The sequence below is a fragment of the Pseudomonas sp. stari2 genome (genome assembly GCF_040760005.1).
GTDB lineage: Bacteria > Pseudomonadota > Gammaproteobacteria > Pseudomonadales > Pseudomonadaceae > Aquipseudomonas.
In genome coordinates, this window is the sequence record NZ_CP099760.1 from 1961431 (window position 1) to 1983842 (window position 22412).

At 60.5% G+C, this 22412-nt stretch carries 25 protein-coding genes; all 25 read left to right on the top strand.

The window, feature by feature from the left end:
* Positions 1 to 88: 88 nt before the first annotated feature.
* The 25 genes from NH234_RS08995 to fliR all read left to right on the top strand — a co-directional run bounded on the left by NH234_RS08995 (position 89) and on the right by fliR (position 22410).
* Positions 89 to 940, top strand: a complete 852-nt coding sequence (locus NH234_RS08995) for a flagellin domain-containing protein (protein WP_064594348.1) — start codon at positions 89 to 91, stop codon at positions 938 to 940.
* Positions 941 to 1011: 71 nt separating this feature from the next.
* Positions 1012 to 1368, top strand: a complete 357-nt coding sequence (locus NH234_RS09000) for a flagellar protein FlaG (protein WP_085733754.1) — start codon at positions 1012 to 1014, stop codon at positions 1366 to 1368.
* Positions 1369 to 1448: 80 nt separating this feature from the next.
* A complete protein-coding gene (gene fliD, locus NH234_RS09005) occupies positions 1449 to 2915 on the top strand; it encodes a flagellar filament capping protein FliD (protein WP_367256337.1) in 1467 nt (488 codons plus the stop codon).
* A gap of 129 nt (positions 2916 to 3044) precedes the next feature.
* Complete coding sequence (gene fliS / locus NH234_RS09010; protein ID WP_085733752.1) at positions 3045 to 3443, top strand: flagellar export chaperone FliS; 399 nt, start codon at positions 3045 to 3047, stop codon at positions 3441 to 3443.
* Positions 3444 to 3453: 10 nt separating this feature from the next.
* Entirely contained in the window at positions 3454 to 3750 is a 297-nt protein-coding gene (locus NH234_RS09015) for a flagellar protein FliT (RefSeq protein WP_085733751.1), read from the top strand.
* A gap of 172 nt (positions 3751 to 3922) precedes the next feature.
* Complete coding sequence (locus NH234_RS09020; RefSeq protein ID WP_085733750.1) at positions 3923 to 5398, top strand: sigma-54 dependent transcriptional regulator; 1476 nt, start codon at positions 3923 to 3925, stop codon at positions 5396 to 5398.
* Between the two features lie 128 nt (positions 5399 to 5526).
* Complete coding sequence (locus NH234_RS09025; RefSeq protein WP_367257144.1) at positions 5527 to 6720, top strand: PAS domain-containing sensor histidine kinase; 1194 nt, start codon at positions 5527 to 5529, stop codon at positions 6718 to 6720.
* Positions 6721 to 6725: 5 nt separating this feature from the next.
* Positions 6726 to 8117: a sigma-54-dependent transcriptional regulator gene (locus tag NH234_RS09030; protein ID WP_367256338.1), complete on the top strand. Its 1392-nt coding sequence runs from the start codon at positions 6726 to 6728 to the stop codon at positions 8115 to 8117.
* Positions 8118 to 8245: 128 nt separating this feature from the next.
* Complete coding sequence (gene fliE / locus NH234_RS09035; protein ID WP_085710460.1) at positions 8246 to 8575, top strand: flagellar hook-basal body complex protein FliE; 330 nt, start codon at positions 8246 to 8248, stop codon at positions 8573 to 8575.
* Positions 8576 to 8590: 15 nt separating this feature from the next.
* Positions 8591 to 10378 carry a flagellar basal-body MS-ring/collar protein FliF gene (gene fliF / locus NH234_RS09040; protein WP_085733748.1) on the top strand — a complete coding sequence of 596 codons (1788 nt, stop codon included), beginning with the start codon at positions 8591 to 8593 and terminating at the stop codon, positions 10376 to 10378.
* Positions 10371 to 11390: a flagellar motor switch protein FliG gene (gene fliG, locus NH234_RS09045; RefSeq protein ID WP_007958288.1), complete on the top strand. Its 1020-nt coding sequence runs from the start codon at positions 10371 to 10373 to the stop codon at positions 11388 to 11390. Before fliF ends, fliG begins: the two co-directional genes overlap by 8 nt.
* A 4-nt stretch (positions 11391 to 11394) precedes the next feature.
* Entirely contained in the window at positions 11395 to 12201 is an 807-nt protein-coding gene (fliH, locus tag NH234_RS09050; protein WP_367256339.1) for a flagellar assembly protein FliH, read from the top strand.
* Positions 12191 to 13549: a flagellar protein export ATPase FliI gene (gene fliI, locus NH234_RS09055; RefSeq protein ID WP_085733746.1), complete on the top strand. Its 1359-nt coding sequence runs from the start codon at positions 12191 to 12193 to the stop codon at positions 13547 to 13549. The genes fliH and fliI overlap by 11 nt, the downstream gene beginning before the upstream one ends.
* Before the next feature lie 6 nt (positions 13550 to 13555).
* Positions 13556 to 14005, top strand: coding sequence for a flagellar export protein FliJ (gene fliJ / locus NH234_RS09060; RefSeq protein WP_367256340.1), 450 nt, complete (start codon positions 13556 to 13558; stop codon positions 14003 to 14005).
* A gap of 101 nt (positions 14006 to 14106) precedes the next feature.
* Complete coding sequence (locus tag NH234_RS09065) at positions 14107 to 14412, top strand: STAS domain-containing protein (RefSeq protein ID WP_119428818.1); 306 nt, start codon at positions 14107 to 14109, stop codon at positions 14410 to 14412.
* A 5-nt stretch (positions 14413 to 14417) separates the two neighbouring features.
* A complete protein-coding gene (locus tag NH234_RS09070; protein WP_367256342.1) occupies positions 14418 to 16121 on the top strand; it encodes a SpoIIE family protein phosphatase in 1704 nt (567 codons plus the stop codon).
* A gap of 30 nt (positions 16122 to 16151) precedes the next feature.
* Complete coding sequence (locus NH234_RS09075; RefSeq protein WP_085733743.1) at positions 16152 to 16499, top strand: Hpt domain-containing protein; 348 nt, start codon at positions 16152 to 16154, stop codon at positions 16497 to 16499.
* Positions 16500 to 16604: 105 nt separating this feature from the next.
* Positions 16605 to 17975, top strand: coding sequence for a flagellar hook-length control protein FliK (locus NH234_RS09080; RefSeq protein WP_367256343.1), 1371 nt, complete (start codon positions 16605 to 16607; stop codon positions 17973 to 17975).
* Between the two features lie 145 nt (positions 17976 to 18120).
* The gene (fliL, locus tag NH234_RS09085; RefSeq protein ID WP_085733741.1) at positions 18121 to 18624 is read left to right on the top strand and encodes a flagellar basal body-associated protein FliL; all 504 of its coding nucleotides are present in this window, start codon (positions 18121 to 18123) and stop codon (positions 18622 to 18624) included.
* A 9-nt stretch (positions 18625 to 18633) separates the two neighbouring features.
* Positions 18634 to 19602, top strand: a complete 969-nt coding sequence (gene fliM / locus NH234_RS09090) for a flagellar motor switch protein FliM (RefSeq protein ID WP_003222890.1) — start codon at positions 18634 to 18636, stop codon at positions 19600 to 19602.
* A 53-nt stretch (positions 19603 to 19655) separates the two neighbouring features.
* A complete protein-coding gene (gene fliN, locus NH234_RS09095) occupies positions 19656 to 20117 on the top strand; it encodes a flagellar motor switch protein FliN (protein WP_170929666.1) in 462 nt (153 codons plus the stop codon).
* Positions 20118 to 20597 carry a flagellar biosynthetic protein FliO gene (gene fliO / locus NH234_RS09100; RefSeq protein ID WP_256576058.1) on the top strand — a complete coding sequence of 160 codons (480 nt, stop codon included), beginning with the start codon at positions 20118 to 20120 and terminating at the stop codon, positions 20595 to 20597. It begins immediately after the preceding gene.
* The gene (gene fliP, locus NH234_RS09105; RefSeq protein WP_085733739.1) at positions 20597 to 21355 is read left to right on the top strand and encodes a flagellar type III secretion system pore protein FliP; all 759 of its coding nucleotides are present in this window, start codon (positions 20597 to 20599) and stop codon (positions 21353 to 21355) included. Before fliO ends, fliP begins: the two co-directional genes overlap by 1 nt.
* A complete protein-coding gene (fliQ, locus tag NH234_RS09110; RefSeq protein ID WP_085710476.1) occupies positions 21352 to 21621 on the top strand; it encodes a flagellar biosynthesis protein FliQ in 270 nt (89 codons plus the stop codon). The genes fliP and fliQ overlap by 4 nt, the downstream gene beginning before the upstream one ends.
* 3 nt (positions 21622 to 21624) lie before the next feature.
* Positions 21625 to 22410: a flagellar biosynthetic protein FliR gene (gene fliR, locus NH234_RS09115; RefSeq protein WP_085733738.1), complete on the top strand. Its 786-nt coding sequence runs from the start codon at positions 21625 to 21627 to the stop codon at positions 22408 to 22410.
* Positions 22411 to 22412: the final 2 nt, after the last annotated feature.

The following is a 22412-nucleotide window of genomic DNA, read 5'->3' on the forward strand; positions in this document are numbered from 1 at the left end:
GACGATAACTATTACGAAGGTTCTCTAGGCCATACCCGGCGGTTGCCAGGGCCGGAAGCCGCAGTACCCAACCAACGAGGAATTCGTCATGGCTTTAACAGTAAACACCAACACCACGTCGTTGAACGTTCAGAAAAACCTGAACCGCGCCTCCGACGCTCTGTCGACTTCGATGCAGCGCCTGTCTTCCGGCCTGAAAATCAACAGCGCTAAAGACGACGCCGCTGGCCTGCAGATCGCTACCCGCATGTCCTCGCAGATCCGTGGTAACACCCAGGCTATCCAGAACGCCAACGACGGTATCTCCGTTGCCCAGACCGCTGAAGGCGCTCTGCAAGCTTCGACCGACATCCTGCAGCGTATGCGTGAACTGGCTGTTAAAGCTCGTAACGGTACCAACGGCACTGCTGACCAGACCGCAACCAACGCTGAATTCGCTCAGATGTCTGACGAAATCACCCGTATCTCGGCTGCTACCAACCTGAACGGCAAAAACCTGCTGGACGGTTCGGCTGGTACTGTAACTCTGCAAGTTGGCGCCAACACTGGCTCCGCCAACCACATCGACCTGGTACTGAGCGGCAAGTTCGACGCCGTCAGCCTGTCGGTAGGTAGCGGTACTGTTGTTCTGACCGGTGCTACTTCGGCTGCCGCCGCTTCGAACATCGACAACGCGATCACCGCGATCGACGCTGCAATTGCGAACATCAACGCCACTCGCGCCGCTCTGGGTGCTTCGCAAAACCGTCTGACCAGCACCATCCAGAACTTGCAGAACATCACCGAGAACACCACTGCTGCACAAGGTCGCGTACAAGATACCGACTTCGCCGCAGAGACTGCTAACCTGACCAAGCAGCAAACCCTGCAACAGGCTTCGACCTCTGTTCTGGCTCAAGCCAACCAACTGCCTTCCGCTGTACTGAAGCTGCTTCAGTAATTTCGGAATGAGTTTGGCGGGGGAGTGCGCTTGCGTGCTCTCTCGCTTTTTCACGTTAAGAGGTGATGAGCATGGACATGAGCGTAAAGCTTAACGTGACTTATCCGGCTCCCAAACCAGCCAATACTGTCACTGACAAGCCGTCGGAAACGAAGCCGCAGGCTGCTGATGCCGTTACTGCCGTGAAAGACAGTCAGGAAACGGATGAAAGCAAATTGAAGTTGGCGGTGCAGGAGATCGAGAAGTTCGTGCAGTCGATCAAGCGCAATCTGGAGTTCTCTATTGATGAGCATTCCGGGAAAGTCATCGTCAAAGTGATTGCAAGCGAGACGGGCGAAGTCGTACGGCAGATCCCCTCCGCAGAAGCGCTGAAGCTGGCAGACAGCCTCGCCAACGCGAGCCACGTGTTGTTCGACGCCAAAGTCTGATAGCTGGCATGAATCGTGTTTGAAGTGCTTTAGACCCCACAAGGGTCAAAAGACTGGCAACAACCCCAAGGGAGATGCACATGGCAAGTCCAATTTTACCGGGTACGGGCCTGGGTTCCGGCCTGGACATCGGTGCGATCGTTACTGCGCTGGTCAACGCGGACAAGTCGCCGAAGCAGACGCAGATCGATAACGCCACCAAAACCAACACGCTGAAGATTTCCGGTATCGGTACGCTGAAGAGCGCGCTGACCGCATTCCAGACAGCGATGACCAACCTGGGCAGCAAGACCAACCCTGCCTTTGCCGGTTACACGGCGACTTCGGGTACGCCGTCCGTGCTGGGTGTCACTGCGGATAACACGGCAGTCTCGGGTACTTACAGTGTTGTTGTGAATCAACTGGCCACCGGCTCGAAAGTTGCCAGTGCATCCTTTGCCGGCGGTGCTGCCAGTGCCATTCCGAGTGGTACCCTGAAAATCAGTCAGAATGGCACTGATTACAATGTCACGATCCCGGCCAACGCCACATTGCAGAGCACCCGGGACGCGATCAACTCGGCGCAGGCCGTCAACGGTATTTCCGCCAACATCGTGACCGACAGCACGGGTGCTTCGCGTCTGGTGATCAGTTCGAGCAAGACAGGCGCCGGCTCTGACATGAAAGTCAGCGGCATTGCCGGTCTGGAAATCGACGGCACCCAGACAATGGGCGCCAACCCGGCCGCCGGGGCTTCCGGCGCGGTCAACGGCCTCGCTCAGGATGCGTCGTTGACGATTGACGGCCTGGCGGTGACCAGCAAGAGCAACACGGTCACCGGCGCCATCAGTGGTCTGACGATGAACCTGACAACGGTCAGCGCCGGCACCCCGCCATCGACACCTGTCACGGTGACTGTCGACGGGAACACCAAGGGTTTGCAGACATCGGTTCAGGCGTTCGTCGATGCCTACAACACCTTGAAAAGCACCATCGACACCTTGTCCAAAGCGACACCGGATGAAGATGGCAAGCTGACCGTTCAGGCGGCGTTCACCGGTGACTCCCTGGCGCGTTCGCTGGTTGCCGATATCCGCGGACAGATTACGGCCCCGAGTGCTACCGCTGGCAGCCCTATAGCCTATCTGTCGCAGTTGGGTGTCATGACCGACCGCAATACCGGTAACCTGACGTTCGACACGACTGCATTCAACAAGGCTATGTCCACGCCGGGCATGAGCGGCAAGGTCCAGGAGATGTTCACCGGCACCAACGACACCAATGGTCTGTTGGCGCGCATGAGCAAGGCGGTGGATCCATACCTCAAGGCTTCGGCCGATGGCAAGACCACCACCGGTCTGCTGGATCAGCGCCTGACCATCCTGAACAACAACACCAAAAACATCACCAGTCAGCAACTGGCGCTGGATCTGCGGGTCGCCAACCTGACCAAGACGTTGACTGCCAAGTACAACGCCATGGACTTGCTGGTAGGGCAGATGAAGGCCACGGCGAGCAACATTACTTCGTTCTTCAGCTCGCTGAACGCTCAGCAATCTGCGAAGTAACATGCAAGCGCGACAAAAACCCGGCTACGCTTTCGAGCGTGTGCCGGGTTTTTGTCTTATGGTCTAAAGTTTTTCGACTCGCAGGCGATACACTGTTCATACGAGTCATTGTGGCAAATGAGGTAGAACATGAATCCGATGTTAGCCCTTCGGCAATACCAGAAAGTTGGCGCCCACGCTCAGACGTCCGAAGCGAGCCCTCACCGTCTGGTACAAATGCTGATGGAAGGTGGCCTGGCACGTATTGCCCAGGCCAAAGGTGCGATCGAGCGCAAGGACATTCCTGCCAAATGCACGGCAATCAGCAAGGCCATCGGTATCGTCAGCGGCTTGCGTGAAGGTCTGGACCTTGAGAATTCCGCCGATACGCTGGCTGATCTGGACGGGCTGTATATCTACATGATGAAGCGCCTGGCCGAGGCCAACATCAACAGCGATCCGCGTATTCTGGATGAAGTAGCCGGCTTGCTGAGCACGGTAAAAGAAGGCTGGGACGCCATCGCGCCTGTGCCCGCTCCTCAGTTCTAAGGAGATCACCATGAGTCTTGTATTGCAGCGAATCGAAGAAACCCGAGAGGCGTTGGTCGGTGCACTGGCCGAGCGCAACTGGGAGGCCATCGGTCAACTGGATCTCGATTGTCGTTCCTGCATGGAAGATGTCTTGAGTGAGGCTTCGCTGGATGAAGTGGCGCTGCGTGACAATCTTGAGGAGTTGCTGCATGTCTACAAGCAGCTTCTTGAGGTCGCCATGGGTGAGCGTCAGGCGATAGTCGACGAGATGTCGCAGATCACCCAAGCGCAGAACGCGGCAAAGGTTTACCATCTGTTTGGTTAATTAACCCTCAGTTAATCCAGACATGTGCGCCATAAATTTGACTGTGCACGGTTTTTTGACTTAACTAGTGGCTGTTTTCAGATTTCAGGCGTCTACAGGCACGAAGTGTCCTGCAAGCGTCTCGCTTGCCCCTCGTTTCGGGCATTGAGTTGACTAGGGAAGTTGCTATTGCATGTGGCGTGAAACCAAAATTCTGCTGATCGATGACGATAGCGTCCGCCGCCGCGACCTGGCGGTGATTTTAAATTTTCTTGGCGAAGAAAATTTACCCTGCGGAAGCCATGACTGGCAGCAGGCAGTCGGCTCTTTGTCGTCTAGTCGTGAGGTCATTTGCGTACTGATCGGGACGGTCAATGCTCCTGGTGCGCTTTTGGGCCTGTTAAAGACACTCTCAACCTGGGATGAGTTCCTTCCGGTTTTGCTGATGGGCGATAATTCTTCGGTGGACCTGCCCGAAGACCAACGCCGCCGGGTGCTTTCGACTCTCGAAATGCCGCCGAGCTACAGCAAATTGCTGGACTCCCTGCACCGTGCCCAGGTCTATCGCGAAATGTACGACCAGGCACGCGAGCGCGGCCGTCATCGCGAACCCAACCTGTTCCGCAGTCTCGTCGGCACCAGTCGGGCGATCCAGCATGTGCGCCAGATGATGCAGCAGGTGGCCGACACCGACGCCAGCGTACTGATCCTCGGCGAGTCTGGCACCGGCAAGGAAGTGGTCGCGCGCAACCTGCATTACCATTCCAAGCGTCGTGACGCGCCGTTCGTCCCGGTCAACTGCGGGGCGATCCCGGCAGAACTGCTGGAAAGCGAGCTGTTCGGCCACGAGAAGGGCGCTTTCACCGGCGCCATCACCAGCCGTGCCGGCCGCTTCGAGCTGGCCAACGGCGGTACGCTGTTCCTCGATGAAATCGGCGACATGCCGCTGCCGATGCAGGTCAAGCTGCTGCGCGTGCTGCAGGAGCGCACCTTCGAGCGCGTGGGCAGCAACAAGACCCAGAGCGTCGATGTGCGCATCATCGCCGCGACCCACAAGAACCTCGAAAGCATGATCGAGACCGGCACCTTTCGCGAAGATCTCTACTATCGCCTGAACGTGTTCCCGATCGAGATGGCGCCGCTGCGTGAGCGCGTCGAAGACATTCCGCTGCTGATGAACGAACTTATTTCGCGGATGGAGCACGAGAAGCGCGGTTCGATCCGTTTCAACTCCGCTGCCATCATGTCGCTGTGCCGCCACGGCTGGCCGGGCAACGTCCGCGAGCTGGCCAACCTGGTGGAGCGCATGGCGATCATGCACCCGTACGGGGTGATCGGTGTGGTCGAGTTGCCGAAGAAATTCCGCTACGTCGACGATGAAGACGAGCAAATGGTCGACAGCCTGCGCAGCGATCTGGAAGAGCGCGTGGCAATCAACGGCCACACGCCGGACTTCACCGCCAACGCCATGCTGCCACCGGAAGGTCTTGATCTGAAGGACTACCTCGGTGGTCTGGAGCAAAGTCTGATCCAGCAGGCGCTGGATGATGCCAACGGTATCGTGGCCCGTGCTGCTGAGCGCCTGCGTATTCGACGTACCACTCTGGTGGAGAAAATGCGCAAGTACGGCATGAGCCGGCGTGAAGGTGATGAACAGGCGGATGATTGACGCCTGTTTTTCAACTGTTTCATTTATAAGCAGTTTTTTTTAGGCACGGGTATTGCTACGTCCTTCGCAACGTTCCGTTTAACTGACGGTCAGCCAAGCGAGAGAGCACAATGCCCCAAGCCTCCCAGATGTCTTCTGTTCCCGATTCCTCGGGGCAACTGCCGTCCGTAGAGGAGGCCAGTCGGCAGGGTCTTGAGCAGGCGTTTGCGCTGTTCAGCCAGATGTCGAGTCAACTCACCGATTCCTACAGCATGCTTGAAGCGCGGGTCACCGAGCTCAAGGGCGAGTTGGCCGTGGTCAGTGCCCAGCGCATGCAGGAGCTGGCCGAAAAAGAGCGTCTGGCCAACCGTCTGCAAAATCTCCTTGATCTGTTGCCCGGTGGCGTCATCGTCATCGACGGTCATGGCATCGTGTGCGAGGCCAATCCGGCCGCCATCGATCTGCTCGGTTTACCGCTCCAGGGCGAGCTGTGGCGCCATGTCATCGCGCGCTGCTTCGCGCCCCGTGAAGACGATGGTCATGAAATCTCCCTGAGAAACGGTCGACGCCTGTCGATTGCCACCCGCTCGCTGGACGCCGAGCCGGGGCAGTTGGTGCTGCTCAACGACCTGACTGAAACCCGTCACTTGCAGGATCAGCTCGCACGCCACGAGCGGCTGTCGTCGTTGGGGCGCATGGTCGCCTCGCTGGCTCATCAGATTCGTACTCCGCTTTCCGCTGCGCTGCTGTATGCCAGTCATTTGACCGAGCAGGCACTGCCGGTCGCCACCCAGCAGCGGTTTGCCGGACGCCTCAAGGAGCGCCTGCATGAGTTGGAGCATCAGGTGCGCGACATGCTGGTGTTCGCTCGCGGTGAATTGCCGCTGACCGACCGCATCACACCCAATGCCCTGATGCAGTCGTTGCAGGCGGCGGCGCTGACCCATGTGCAGGATCTGCCAATTCGCTGGCAGTGCGACAGCCATGCAGGCGAGTTGCTGTGCAATCGCGACACGCTGGTCGGCGCAATCCTCAATCTGATTGAAAATGCGATTCAGGCCGGTGGCGGTGACGTGCGCCTGAAAGTGCATTGCTACACCCGCGACAACTCCCTGCGCCTATGTGTGAGTGATAACGGCGGCGGTATCGAGCCGGTGGTGCTGGCGCGGCTGGGCGAGCCGTTTTTCACCACCAAGGTCACCGGCACCGGTCTGGGCCTGACCGTGGTCAAGGCCGTGGCCCGTGCTCATCAGGGAGAATTGCAGTTGCGCTCGCGAGTCGGGCGCGGCACGTGCGCGCAGGTGATCCTGCCGATGTTTTCCGCTGTACAGGGAGCTGAGTGAAGGTCATGGGCATCAAGGTTCTGCTGGTCGAGGATGACCGTTCATTGCGCGAGGCGCTGGCCGATACGCTGCTGCTGGCCGGTCACGACTATCACGCCGTGGGTTCTGCCGAGGAGGCGCTGAAGGCCGTGGAGTGCGAGGCGTTCAGCCTGGTGGTCAGCGACGTCAACATGCCGGGTATGGACGGTCACCAGTTGCTCGGCCTGCTGCGCGCGCGCCAGCCGCAATTGCCGGTGCTGCTGATGACGGCTCACGGCGCCGTCGAGCGCGCGGTCGATGCCATGCGTCAGGGCGCGGCGGACTATCTGGTCAAGCCATTCGAGCCCAAGGCGCTGCTGGATCTGGTTGCGCGCCATGCCCTGGGCAACCTCGGCACAGTCGACGCAGAAGGGCCGGTTGCCGTCGAGCCGGCCAGTGCGCAGTTGCTGGATCTGGCGGCGCGGGTCGCCCGCAGCGATTCCACTGTGCTGATTTCCGGCGAGTCCGGTACCGGCAAGGAAGTGCTGGCGCGCTACATTCACCAGCAATCCCATCGCGCGAGTCAGCCGTTCATCGCGATCAACTGCGCGGCAATCCCCGACAACATGCTTGAAGCGACATTGTTCGGTCACGAGAAAGGTTCGTTCACCGGCGCCATCGCGGCGCAGGCCGGCAAGTTCGAGCAGGCCGACGGCGGCACCATTCTGCTCGACGAGATTTCCGAAATGCCCCTGGGCTTGCAGGCCAAGTTGCTGCGAGTCTTGCAGGAGCGCGAAGTCGAGCGGGTCGGCGCACGCAAGCCGATCACCCTCGACATTCGTGTCGTCGCCACCACCAACCGTGATCTGGCGGGCGAAGTGGCGGCGGGGCGGTTCCGTGAAGACCTCTACTATCGCCTGTCGGTGTTTCCGCTGGCCTGGCGTCCGCTGCGTGAGCGCACCGCCGACATCCTGCCGCTGGCCGAGCGTCTTTTGGCCAAACACGTCAATAAAATGAAGCATGCGATGGCGAAGTTCTCGCCCGAGGCGCAGGCGTACCTGATCGGTTATCCATGGCCGGGCAATGTGCGCGAGCTGGATAATGCGGTCCAGCGGGCGTTGATTCTGCAGCAGGGCGGCTTGATCCAGCCCCAGGATTTCTGTCTCTCCGGGCCTGCGCTGTTCGCCCCGTTACCGGTGGCAGTGCCGACTGCACCAGTCATTCGTGAAGTCGACATCGAGGCGGACTCGGCCGGTGCACTGGGCGATGACCTGCGTCGTCGCGAGTTCCAGATGATCATCGACACCCTGCGCACCGAACGCGGTCGACGCAAGGAAGCCGCCGAAAAACTGGGTATCAGCCCGCGTACGTTGCGCTACAAACTGGCGCAAATGCGCGATGCGGGGATGGACGTCGAAGGGTATCTGTTCGCCACGTAAGCGGTGGCGCAAACGTTTGAAAACGCATTTCTCGAAGCGGTGCCCGTGAGCTGGCACCGTTGTTGCTAACACCTGAGTACCCGCCGAGTGAGTGTCAAAAAATTGCGGGCCGCCCAAGAGAGTAGACCATGAGCCAAGGTATTGAATTTAATCGGTTGATGATGGACATGAAGGCCATGCAAATGGACGCCATGTCGAAGCCGAAATCGACTGCAGCCGTCCCTGAAGTGGCGGGCAGCAGCTTTTCCGACATGCTCGGTCAGGCCATCAACAAAGTGAACGATACCCAGCAGGCTTCGAGCCAATTGGCCAACGCGTTCGAAATCGGCAAGAGCGGCGTCGATTTGACGGACGTGATGATTTCCTCGCAGAAGGCCAGCGTGTCGTTCCAGGCTCTGACCCAGGTGCGCAACAAACTGGTTCAGGCTTATCAAGACATCATGCAGATGCCGGTTTAAGGACGAGATTGAGTCATGGCAGAAGCAGTCGCCGATAACGTTCCGGCCAAGGCCACCCCGATAGACGGCAAACCGCCGCTGTTCGGTCTGTCCTTCCTGGAAAACCTCTCCGAGATGACCGTGCTGCGTCAGGTGGGCCTGTTGGTCGGCCTGGCCGCGAGCGTGGCGATTGGCTTTGCCGTGGTGCTGTGGTCGCAGCAACCGGACTACCGGCCTCTGTACGGCAGCCTTGCCGGTATGGACGCCAAGCAGGTCATGGACACCCTGGCCTCCGCCGACATTCCCTACACCGTCGAGCCGAACTCCGGCGCCTTGCTGGTCAAGGCCGATGACCTGTCCCGTGCGCGACTCAAACTCGCGGCCGCTGGTGTCACTCCCAGCGACGGCAATATCGGTTTCGAGATTCTCGACAAGGAACAGGGTCTGGGCACCAGCCAGTTCATGGAAGCGACTCGTTATCGTCGTGGCCTCGAAGGCGAACTGGCTCGCACCATTTCCAGCCTGAACAACGTCAAGGGCGCGCGCGTTCACCTGGCGATCCCGAAAAGCTCGGTATTCGTACGTGACGAACGCAAGCCAAGCGCTTCGGTACTGGTCGAGTTGTACTCCGGTCGTTCGCTGGAGCCGGGCCAGGTTGTCGCTATCATCAATTTGGTGGCCACTTCCGTCCCTGAGCTGAGCAAGTCGCAGATCACCGTCGTCGACCAGAAAGGCAACCTGCTGTCGGATCAGGCGGAAAATTCCGAAATGACCATGGCCGGCAAGCAGTTCGATTACAGCCGCCGCATGGAAAGCATGCTGACCCAGCGTGTGCACAATATTCTGCAACCGGTACTGGGCAACGATCGCTACAAGGCTGAAGTGTCGGCCGATATCGATTTCAGTGCCGTCGAATCTACCGCCGAGCAATTCAACCCGGATCAACCGGCACTGCGCAGCGAGCAGTCGGTCAACGAACAGCGCACTGCCAGCAATGGTCCGCAAGGCGTGCCGGGTGCCCTGAGCAACCAGCCACCTTCGCCTGCCTCGGCACCGCAGACCACCGGTGGTGCCCAGGCTTCTACCGGTATGATTCAGCCCGGCCAGCCACTGGTTGATGCCAACGGTCAGCAGATCATGGACCCGGCCACCGGCCAGCCGATGCTCGCGCCGTACCCGGCGGACAAGCGTCAACAATCCACCAAGAACTTCGAGCTCGACCGTTCCATCAGCCACACCAAACAGCAGCAGGGACGCCTGAATCGCCTGTCGGTGTCGGTGGTCGTGGACGATCAGGTCAAGATCAACCCGGCCAACGGCGAAACCACCCGTGCGCCGTGGAGCGCCGACGAATTGGCGCGCTTCACGCGTCTGGTGCAGGACGCCGTCGGTTTCGACGCCAGCCGTGGCGACAGCGTCAGCGTGATCAACATGCCGTTCTCCGCCGAGCGCGGCGAAGTGATTGCCGACATTCCGTTCTACTCCCAGCCATGGTTCTGGGACATCGTCAAACAAGTGCTGGGTGTGTTGTTCATCCTGGTGCTGGTGTTCGGCGTGCTGCGTCCGGTGCTCAACAACATCACCGGCGGCGGCAAAGGCAAGGAGTTGGCCGGTCTGGGCGGTGACGTGGAACTGGGTGGCATGGGCGGTCTGGACGGTGAACTGTCCAACGATCGCGTCAGCCTCGGCGGCCCGACCAGCATCCTGCTGCCGAGCCCGAGCGAAGGCTATGACGCTCAGTTGAACGCAATCAAGAGTCTGGTGGCAGAAGACCCGGGTCGTGTGGCCCAGGTCGTGAAAGAGTGGATTAACGCAGATGAGTGATAACCGAGCCGCCGTCGCCAAACTGTCCCGGGTCGATAAAGCCGCGATTCTGCTGCTGTCCCTGGGGTCGACCGATGCTGCACAAGTGCTGCGCCACATGGGCCCCAAAGAGGTTCAGCGAGTCGGTGTGGCCATGGCCCAGATGGGCAACGTCCACCGTGAGCAGGTCGAGCAGGTCATGAGCGAGTTCGTCGACATCGTCGGCGACCAGACCAGCCTGGGCGTCGGCTCCGACGATTACGTGCGCAAAATGCTCACCCAGGCCTTGGGTGAAGACAAGGCCAACGGCCTGATCGACCGCATTCTGCTGGGCGGCAACACCAGCGGCCTCGACAGCCTGAAATGGATGGAGCCGCGCGCCGTAGCCGACGTGATCCGTTACGAGCACCCGCAGATCCAGGCGATCGTGGTCGCGTACCTCGATCCGGATCAGGCCGGTGAAGTGCTGGGCAACTTCGACCACAAGGTGCGTCTGGACATCATCCTGCGCGTCTCGTCGCTGAACACCGTGCAGCCGGCGGCACTGAAAGAATTGAACCAGATCCTCGAGAAGCAGTTCTCCGGCAACTCGAACGCCTCGCGCACCACCCTGGGTGGCATCAAGCGGGCGGCGGACATCATGAACTTCCTCGACAGCTCGATCGAAGGCCAGCTCATGGACTCGATCCGCGAAGTCGACGAAGACCTGTCCGGTCAGATCGAAGACCTCATGTTCGTGTTCAACAACCTGGCCGACGTCGACGACCGCGGTATCCAGGCGCTGTTGCGCGAAGTGTCCTCCGATGTGCTGGTACTGGCCCTCAAGGGTTCGGACGAGGGCGTCAAGGAAAAGATCTTCAAGAACATGTCCAAACGTGCTGCCGAACTGCTGCGCGACGACCTCGAGGCCAAAGGCCCGGTGCGCGTCAGCGACGTGGAAACCGCGCAGAAGGAAATCCTCACCATCGCCCGCCGTATGGCCGAAGCCGGAGAAATCGTGCTCGGTGGCAAGGGCGGCGAGGAAATGATCTAACACCATGGGCCAGAATGACGACGATGTGACGGACCTGATCCGTGCCCGGGACGTCCGCGGTTTCGAAACCTGGGCAATCCCAAGCTTCGATCCGCCGGCGCCGGAACCCGAGCCGGAACCAGAGCCCGAACCGCCGGAAATGGAAGAAGTGCCGCTGGACGAAGTCCAGCCACTGACCCTGGAAGAACTCGAAAGCATCCGTCAGGAGGCTTACAACGAGGGCTTCGCCATCGGCGAAAAAGAAGGTTTTCATAGCGCCACCCTCAAAGTGCGCCAGGAAGCCGAAGTTGCCCTGACAGCCAAGATCAACAGCCTTGAGCAGTTGATGGCGAACCTGTTCGAACCCATAGCCGAACAAGATACCCAGATCGAAAAGTCCCTGGTCGACCTCGTGCAGCACATCGCCAAACAGGTGATTCAGCGCGAGCTGGCCATCGACTCGACGCAGATCGAACACGTCATGCGCGACGCCCTCAAGCTGTTGCCGCTGGGCGTGGGCAATGTGCGGCTGTACGTCAATCCGCAGGATTTCGAACAGGTCAAAGCCCTGCGCGAACGTCATGAGGAAACCTGGCGTATCGTCGAGGACGAGTCGCTGCTGCCGGGCGGTTGCCGGGTCGAAACCGAACACAGCCGGATCGATGCGAGCATCGAAACCCGTGTCGGCCAGGTCATGGCCAAGCTGTTCGATCAGTTGCACGAACAGGCCTTGCACCCGGCCGAGTCGGACCTGAGCCTGGATCTGCCGGAAACGCCGAAACCGGCCCCTGTCACCGACGAGCCGCTCGCGGACGCCTCCGATGCGCCTTGAACGCACCAGTTTCGCCAAGCGCCTGAGCACCTACGCCGAGGCCACCGAGATCCCCGGTGCGCCGATCCTCGAAGGGCGGCTGCTGCGTATGGTCGGCCTGACCCTCGAAGCCGAAGGCCTGCGCGCCGCCATGGGCACCCGCTGCATGGTAATCAACGACGACAGCTATCACCCGTCGCAGGTTGAAGCGGAAGTGATGGGTTTCTCCGGCAACAAAGTTTTCCTGATGCCGGTTGGCAGTGTTGCCGGTATTGCGCCGGGCGCCCGTGTGGTGCCGTTGGCCGATACCGGTCGCCTGCCGATGGGCATGAGCATGCTCGGTCGCGTGCTGGATGGCGCCGGACGTGCGCTGGACGGCAAGGGCGGCATGAAAGCCGAAGACTGGGTGCCGATGGACGGCCCGACCATCAACCCGCTCAACCGTGACCCGATCAGCGAACCGCTGGACGTCGGCATTCGTTGCATCAACGGTTTGTTGACGGTCGGTCGCGGTCAGCGTCTGGGCCTGTTCGCCGGTACCGGTGTCGGTAAATCGGTATTGCTCGGCATGATGACCCGCTTCACCGAGGCCGACATCATCGTCGTTGGCCTGATCGGTGAGCGGGGTCGCGAAGTTAAAGAATTCATCGAGCACATCCTCGGTGAAGAAGGCCTCAAGCGTTCGGTGGTGGTTGCATCCCCAGCGGACGATGCGCCACTGATGCGTCTGCGCGCAGCGATGTACTGCACGCGGATCGCCGAGTATTTCCGCGACAAGGGCAAAAACGTCCTGTTGCTGATGGATTCCCTGACCCGTTTTGCCCAGGCCCAGCGGGAAATCGCTTTGGCTATCGGCGAGCCGCCGGCGACCAAGGGTTATCCACCTTCAGTGTTCGCCAAACTGCCGAAACTGGTAGAGCGCGCCGGTAATGCGGAGAAGGGCGGTGGTTCGATCACGGCCTTCTACACCGTGTTGTCCGAGGGCGATGACCAGCAGGACCCGATTGCCGACTCGGCGCGAGGCGTGCTCGACGGGCACATCGTGCTGTCCCGGCGTCTGGCCGAAGAAGGTCATTACCCGGCCATCGATATCGAAGCGTCGATCAGCCGGGTGATGCCGGCTGTGGTCGCGCCGGAGCACATGACCCGTGCGCAGTACTTCAAGCAACTGTGGTCGCGCTATCAACAGAGTCGCGATCTGATCAGCGTCGGCGCGTACGTCGCCGGCGGTGACCGCGAAACGGACCTTGCCATCAATCTGCAGCCGCAACTGGTCAGATATTTGCGTCAGGGCCTGAACGACAGCATCAGCCTGGGTGAAAGCGAGGCGTACCTCGAAACGATTTTCGCCCCTGCGGCCGGCGGGTAACCGGCCATGGCCCTGAGCCGAGCCGCGCGTCTGGCGCCGGTGGTGGAAATGGCCGAAAAAGCCGAGAAAACCGCCGTGCAGCGCCTGGGTTATTTCCAGGGGCAGGTGAAGGTGGCCGAAAGCAAACTCGCCGACCTGCATGCCTTTCGTCTGGATTACTCCGAGCAATGGATCGTACGCGGCAGTACGGGCGTGTCTGGGCAATGGCTGCTGGGTTTTCAGGGCTTTCTGGCGCAACTCGATACTGCGGTCGATCAACAGCTGCAAAGTCTGCAATGGCACCAGAACAATCTGGACAAGGCCCGCGATGCGTGGCAGCAGGCGTTTGCTCGGGTCGAGGGGCTGCGAAAACTTGTACAACGCTACCGCGACGAAGCCCAGCGTGCCGAAGACAAGCGCGAGCAGAAGCTGCTGGACGAGTTGTCCCAGCGCCTGCCGCGCCGTGATGCCTACTGACGGGTAGATCTATGACAGTTTCCGGCGACTTCCTGCCTTGCCCCTTATCCTTGCAAGTGCTAAACCTTGTACAGGTTCGTCAATGACAAGGAAGCCAGTACATGTCAGTCGTTACAGAAGTCTCTCCGGATGGGCAAAAGCTGACGATTTCGATCAAGGGCCGGTTCGATTTCGGACGCCATCAGGAGTTTCGCGAGTCCTACGAGCGACTCAATAAAAAGCCCGACTCCATCGTGGTGGATCTCAAGGATGCCACCTATCTCGACAGTTCTGCCCTGGGCATGCTGCTTCTGCTGCGCGATCATGCCGGCGGCGACGACTCGGACGTGCGGGTGGTCAACAGCAATTCGGATGTGCGCAAGATCCTCGCCATCTCCAACTTCGACAAACTGTTCGACATCAGTTGACGGCCATGCAGCCGCAAGAACCGCTGACGATTCTGATCGCCGAGGACAGCGCCGCCGATCGGTTGCTGTTGTCGACCATCGTGCGTCGTCAGGGGCATGCCGTGCTGACGGCTACCAATGGGGCTGAAGCGGTCGAGGTATTCTCCAGTCAGCAGCCGCATCTGGTGTTGATGGATGCGATGATGCCAATCATGGACGGCTTCGAAGCTGCGCGGCAGATCAAGGTGCTGGCGGGTGAAAACCTGGTGCCGATCATTTTCCTCACCTCGCTGACCGAGAGCGAAGCCTTGGCGCGATGCCTTGAGGCTGGCGGTGACGACTTTCTGGCGAAGCCGTACAACCAGGTGATTCTGTCCGCCAAAATCAAGGCGATGGATCGCTTGCGTCGCCTGCAAGCCACGGTGCTTGAGCAGCGTGACCTGATTGCCCGGCACCACGACTACCTGCTCAACGAGCAACGGGTCGCCAAGGCTGTTTTCGACAAGGTCGCGCATTCCGGTTGCCTGAGTGCGCCGAACATCCGCTACCTGCAATCACCCTATGCGTTGTTCAACGGCGATCTGCTGCTCGCGGCCTACACGCCCGCCGGTGACATGCATGTGTTGCTCGGTGATTTCACCGGGCACGGTCTGCCGGCGGCGGTCGGTGCCATGCCCCTGGCGGAAGTGTTCTACGGCATGACCGCCAAGGGCTATGGCCTGGCCGAAACCCTGCGGGAGATGAACGCCAAGCTCAAGCGTATCCTGCCGGTAGACATGTTCTGCTGCGCCACGCTGCTCTGCCTGAGTTTTCAGCGGCGCAGCGTGGAAATCTGGAACGGCGGCATGCCCGACGGCTATCTGCATCGCATCGCCACGGGCGAGCGGGTGCCGCTTGCCGCGCGGCATCTGCCTTTGGGTGTGCTCAGCCCGCAGGCCTTCGACGATCAAACCGAAGTGCTGCCGATGGCGGTGGGTGATCGGGTGTTCCTGTTGTCGGACGGCGTGATTGACACCTGCGACGCCAATGATCAGTTGTTCGGTGTCGAACGCTTGCAGCGGGTGTTTGCCGGCAATCGCGAGCCGGATCGGCTGTTCGCCGAAATCGAGCAGGCGTTGCAGGATTTTCGCGGCGAAGCCCGGGACGATGTGAGCATGGTCGAGGTCATCCTGCTGGAAATGGCGCAGGTCAATCCGTCGGCACCGGTGTATTCCGACAGCGGTCAGTCGTGTCCACTGGACTGGTCGGTGAGCTTCGAATTTCGCGGTTCCACCCTGAAACGCTTCAATCCGTTACCCTACCTGCTGCAATTGCTGCTCGAAGTGCATGGCTTGCGCACGCAGAGCGGGGCGTTGTACAGCGTGCTCGCCGAGCTTTACTCCAATGCGCTGGAGCATGGGGTGCTGGGGCTGGATTCCAGTCTCAAGCGCGACGCTTCGGGTTTCGCCCGTTACTATGAGCAACGCAATGCGCGCCTCGATGCCCTGCAGGAGGGTTATGTGCGCGTGCATCTGGAAGTTCGTCCAGAGGGCGAGGGTGGTTGTCTGGTCGTGCGTGTCGAAGACAGTGGCAAAGGCTTTGACGTGGCTCGGGTGATGGAGCGGCCGCTCGACGGTGTCCGCCTGTCGGGGCGCGGCGTCAGTCTGATCCGGCAATTGAGCAGGAATCCAAGCTGGTCGGACGATGGTCGTAGTGCTCGCGTGGAGTTTTTCTGGGAGGCTCTGGCATAATCCGCGCATTCTTGATCAAGGAGTGAACAAGTGACTGATGCCTGTGTAGATCGCGACGTGCTGAGTGCGTTGCAAGAAGTCATGGAGGATGGCTATCCGGAGTTGCTGGATACGTTCCTGGCAGATTCCGAAGCGCGCCTGCGTGAATTGCAAAAAACCGCCGATGCCGAAGCCCTGTCGTCTGTCGCCCACAGTTTCAAAGGCAGTAGCAGCAACATGGGCGCAACCCGCCTGGCCGAGCTCTGCCAGGAGCTGGAGCAGCACGCCAAAGACAAGAGCCCGTCCGAAATTATCAAGCTGGTGGCCGAAATCCACGATGAATTCGCGGATGTGCGCCCCGTCTATGAAGCCGAGCGCCAGCGCTCTCCCGCCCATTGAGTCAACCGTCCGGCGTTTTTATCCGGCGCCGGACGAAACTGGCCCGGCACTTGCAGTCATCTCGTTCAACTGTACCTACGATCCCAGTGCAGCGGAGACCGTGCCATGCCTGCAACCCCTAACATTCTTCTTCAGACTGCCGCCCAGGCCAAGGCGCAAGCCGCCTCTGCCAAACCGTCAGTGGTGGCCGCAGGCCCCGGGGACAAGGCTTCGAGCTTCGCTCAGGTATTTTCCGATCAGGGGCAGAACAAGCCTTCCGCAACGGTCGATAACTCGGTAAAACCCGCACGCGACAAGGTCGCCGACAACAGCGGTAAGAAAGACGCCGGCAAGGATCAGTCTGCCGCTCCGGACGCGACGGTTGCCGATAGCGGCAAAGCCTTGCCCGCCGACAAAACCTCGTCGACTGCAACGGATGATCCGGTGGCCAGCGACGATACCTCCGATACGCCGACCACGCCGGTCGCCGACACCACACCGGTTGTGGATCCGACGCTGGACCCGGCGCTGATGCAGGTCCTGCAGCCGGTTGTCACGCCACCGGTGGTCGCTGCGCCGGTCATTGAGGCACCGGTGAAGCCTGAGACCCAGGCGCCCGCGGTGGCGGCATTGCCGGCTGCTGCCACGGCAGAGCCTGCCGCCGACAGTGATTTCGATCCCGAGGCTGATCCACTCGATTCGTTGCCGGCCGTGCGCATGGCGATGGAGCAGAGCGGTCATATTTCCGCGTCCAGCCAGTCGCAACCCAAGGCGACGCCGGCCCAGACCCAGGCTGACGGTGAGTTGACCTCGGCGCAGACCTTCGCCGCCGGCATGGCCAGCATGCTGGATGTGCAGGCCGACAAGGACAGCACCAGTCAGGGGGGCGAAAAAGCCTTCAGTGGTCTGATCGACGATGGTCTGAAAGACCTGAAATCCGCCACCAGCGATACCCGCGTCGATGATTTCGCCAACCGTCTGGCGGCACTGACTCAGGCGGCCACACCGAAAACCGCCAACGCGGTGCCGGTGAATCAGCCGATTGCCATGCATCAGAACGGCTGGACCGAGGAAGTGGTCAACCGCGTCATGTACCTGTCGAGCAACAACCTGAAGGCTGCCGATATCCAGTTGCAACCGGCTGAACTGGGTCGCCTGGATATTCGGGTGAACATGGTGCCGGACCAGCAGACCCAGGTGACCTTCATGAGCGCTCACCCGAGCGTTCGCGAAGCCCTCGACGGTCAGATGCATCGCCTGCGTGACATGTTCACCCAGCAAGGCATGGGGCAGGTCGATGTCAACGTGTCCGACCAGAACCGCGGCTGGCAGGGGCAGGGTCAGGAACAGGCCCAGCAGGGCCAGACGGGGCGCACCAGTGCCGCTGGCGGTCGTCTGGACTCATCGGAAGAAGAGTTGACGTCTGCGGCCGTGGCTGAAGCGGCTGCCGCCACCACTCATGTGATCGGTTCCAGCGCTGTCGACTACTACGCCTGATTCATCCTCCCCCGAGGGAGCGGCCCTGTCGGCTCCCTCGTCTGTTTTGCCACTGCTCTCCATTTCACTCCGACACTTCTGGCATAACACTTGCTCTTGCCTTGCCGTGCGACTGTGAAAACCCGATTAGTGACGGATTATTGGCATGGCGAAGAGCGAAGCAGCAGCAGTAAAAGACCCCGCAACCAAAGGCAAACTCAAGATGATCATCGCGATCGTGCTCGGGTTGCTGCTGGCCATCGGCGCGTCTGTGGGGGCGACGTGGTTCTTCATGCACAGCGCCCAGAGTAAACCTGCGGCTGCCGTGGAAACCGCTCCGGTCGGCAAGCAGCCGGCGATTTTCGAGCCGATGGCGCCGGCCTTCGTGGCCAACTACAACCAGAACGGCCGTCAGCGCTACATGCAGGTGAGCATCACCATGCTGGCGCGCAACCAGGCCGACCTTGAAGCGCTCAAAGTGCACATGCCGGTGATCCGCAACAACCTGGTGATGCTTTTCTCCGGTCAGGACTTCGCCACGCTGGCGACGCCGGTCGGTCAGGAGATGTTGCGCCAGAAGGCCACGGCCAGCGTCCAGGAAGTGGCGCAGAAAGAGCTGGGCAAAGTGGTGATCGAACAGTTGCTTTTCACTAATTTCGTACTGCAGTAGGAACACGACATGGCCGTGCAGGATCTGCTGTCCCAGGATGAAATCGACGCGTTGTTGCATGGCGTCGACGATGGTCTGGTACAGACCGATAACGCTGCCGAACCCGGCAGTGTCAAAAGCTACGACCTGACCAGCCAGGATCGCATCGTCCGTGGACGCATGCCGACTCTGGAAATGATCAACGAGCGTTTTGCCCGCTACACCCGCATCAGTATGTTCAACATGCTGCGCCGCTCGGCGGACGTTGCCGTCGGTGGCGTGCAGGTGATGAAGTTCGGCGAATACGTGCACTCGCTGTACGTACCGACCAGTCTCAACCTGGTCAAGATCAAACCCCTGCGCGGCACCGCGCTGTTCATCCTCGACGCCAAACTGGTGTTCAAGCTGGTGGACAACTTCTTCGGCGGCGACGGCCGTCACGCGAAGATCGAAGGGCGTGAATTCACCCCGACCGAACTGCGCGTGGTGCGCATGGTGCTGGAACAGGCGTTCGTCGATCTGAAGGAAGCCTGGCAGGCGATCATGGAAGTCAATTTCGAGTACATCAACTCGGAAGTGAACCCGGCCATGGCCAACATCGTCGGCCCGAGCGAAGCGATCGTGGTCTCCACGTTCCACATCGAACTCGATGGCGGTGGCGGCGACCTGCACGTGACCATGCCGTACTCGATGATCGAGCCGGTGCGCGAAATGCTCGACGCCGGTTTCCAGTCGGACCTCGACGACCAGGACGAGCGCTGGGTCAACGCCCTGCGCCAGGACGTGCTCGATGTCGATGTGCCGATCGGTGCCACCGTGGCTCGCCGCCAGTTGAAACTGCGCGACATCCTGCACATGCAGCCGGGTGACGTGATCCCGGTCGAGATGCCGGAAGACATGATCATGCGCGCCAACGGCGTGCCGGCCTTCAAGGTCAAGATGGGCTCGCACAAAGGCAACCTCGCGTTGCAGGTGATCGAGCCGATCGAGCGCCGCTGAAGCGGCGCAACACCCCTTACGCCTTTAACTGAATTGTTGCCCGCCGAGGACAAATGATGAACGACGAAATGAACGCCCAGGACGATCAGGCACTGGCCGACGAGTGGGCTGCCGCCCTGGAAGAAACCGGTGAAGCCGGGCAGGCCGACATCGACGCGCTGTTGGCCGCCGACGCTGGCGTTTCGAGCTCCAACCGTCTGCCGATGGAAGAGTTCGGCAGCGTGCCGAAGAACAATGATCCGGTGACCCTCGACGGTCCGAACCTGGACGTGATCCTCGACATCCCGGTGTCGATCTCGATGGAAGTGGGCAGCACTGACATCAACATCCGCAACCTGCTGCAACTCAACCAGGGTTCGGTGATCGAGCTCGATCGACTGGCCGGTGAGCCGCTGGACGTGCTGGTCAACGGCACCCTCATCGCTCACGGCGAAGTGGTTGTGGTCAACGAAAAGTTCGGCATCCGCCTGACCGACGTGATCAGCCCAAGCGAACGCATCAAGAAGCTGCGCTGAGTGAAAAAGGTTCTGGGTTCCTTGCTGGCCGCGGTGCTGGCGCTGCCATTGACTGTCATGGCCGCCGAGCCTGCGGCCGCGACTGCCGCTGCGGCGTCTCCTGCGGCGCCCGCGATTGCTCCGGCGGTCAGCAGCGGCGTCGCCGGGCAATTGACGCAGCTGGTGTTCGGCCTGCTGCTGGTGCTGGGGTTGATCTTCTTCCTCGCCTGGCTGCTGCGCCGGGTGCAGAACGCAGGGCCGGCGGGCAAGGGGCAGGTGATCGAGCTGATCGGTTCCCGCGCGCTCGGTCCGCGTGACCGACTGATGCTGGTTCAGGTCGGCAACGAGCAGATCCTGCTGGGCCTTAGTCCCGGCACCATCACCGCGCTGCACGTACTCAAGGAACCGGTGGACGTCCCGGCCACCTCCGAAAAAGCGACTCCGGAATTTGCCCAGCATCTGTTGAAGATCCTCGGCAAGGATCAGAAGGATACGAAGTAATGGGTGCGTTGCGCATCGTCTTGACCCTGGCCTTGATGTTGGCCACGCCACTGGCGTTCGCCGCTGATCCGTTGTCTATCCCGGCGATCACTCTGGGCACCAATGCCAACGGGGCGCAGGAGTATTCGGTCAGCCTGCAGATCCTGCTGATCATGACGGCGCTAAGCTTCATTCCGGCCGCCGTCATCCTGATGACCAGCTTCACCCGGATCATCATCGTCTTCTCGATCCTGCGTCAGGCCCTCGGCCTGCAACAGACGCCGTCGAACCAGATCCTCACCGGCATGGCGCTGTTCCTGACCCTGTTCATCATGGCGCCGGTGTTCGACCGGGTGAACAACGATGCGCTGCAACCGTATCTGGCGGAGAAACTCACCGCCCAGCAAGCGGTGGAAAAGGCCCAGGTTCCGATCAAGGACTTCATGCTCGCGCAGACCCGCTCCAGCGATCTCGAGCTGTTCATGCGCCTGTCCAAGCGTACCGACATCGCGACGCCGGATCAGGCGCCACTGACCATTCTGGTGCCGGCGTTCGTCACGTCCGAGTTGAAAACCGCGTTCCAGATCGGCTTCATGATCTTCATCCCGTTCCTGATCATCGATCTGGTCGTGGCCAGTGTGCTGATGGCGATGGGTATGATGATGCTCTCGCCGCTGATCATTTCCCTGCCGTTCAAGATCATGCTGTTCGTGCTGGTTGACGGATGGGCGCTGATCATCGGCACCCTGGCCAGCAGTTTCGGAGGTGTTTCGCCATGACCCCAGAAGTAGCGGTCGACATCTTTCGCGAAGCCTTGTGGCTGACCACGATGATGGTCGCGATCCTGGTGGTCCCGAGTCTGCTGGTGGGCCTGCTGGTGTCGATGTTTCAGGCGGCGACGCAGATCAACGAACAGACCCTGAGCTTTCTGCCGCGTCTGCTGGTGATGCTGGTGACCCTGATCGTCGGCGGTCCGTGGATCATCCAGACTTTCATGGAATACATCATCCAGCTGTACAAAAACATTCCGCTGGTCATCGGCTAGGCCATGCAATCGCTGCTTCAGTTGACCGACACCCAGATCAGTACCTGGGTGGCGACGTTCATGCTGCCGTTGTTTCGCATCGGCTCGATGCTGATGGTGATGCCGGTCTTCGGCACCACGCTGGTTCCCAAACGCATTCGGCTGTACCTCGCACTGGCGATCACCGTGGTGATCTCGCCCAACCTGCCGCCCATGCCGGCGGTCAGTCCTCTCGATCTCAGCGGACTACTGATGATTGCCGAGCAGATTCTGGTCGGGGCGGTGCTCGGGTTCTCTCTACAGCTGTTCTTCCAGGCCTTCGTCATTGCGGGGCAGATCGTTGCGATTCAGATGGGCATGGGCTTTGCCTCGATGATCGACCCCACCAACGGTGTGTCGGTGGCGGTGATCGGGCAGTTCTTCACCATGCTGGTGACGTTGCTGTTCCTCGGCATGAACGGTCACCTCGTCGTCTTCGAGGTGCTGACTGAAAGCTTCACCACGCTGCCGGTCGGCGCCGGTCTGATGACCGCGCATTACTGGGAGCTGGCCGGCAAGCTCGGCTGGGTGCTGGGCGCGGCGTTGATGCTGGTGCTGCCGGCGGTCACTGCGCTGCTGGTGGTCAACATTGCGTTCGGCGTGATGACCCGGGCGGCGCCGCAATTGAACATCTTTTCGATCGGTTTTCCGCTGACCCTCGTACTCGGCCTGTTCATTGTCTGGGTCGGGCTGGCGGACATTCTCAATCAGTATCAGCCGCTGGCCGTCGAAGCCTTGCAGCTGCTACGCGAACTGGCACAGGCGCGCTGAGT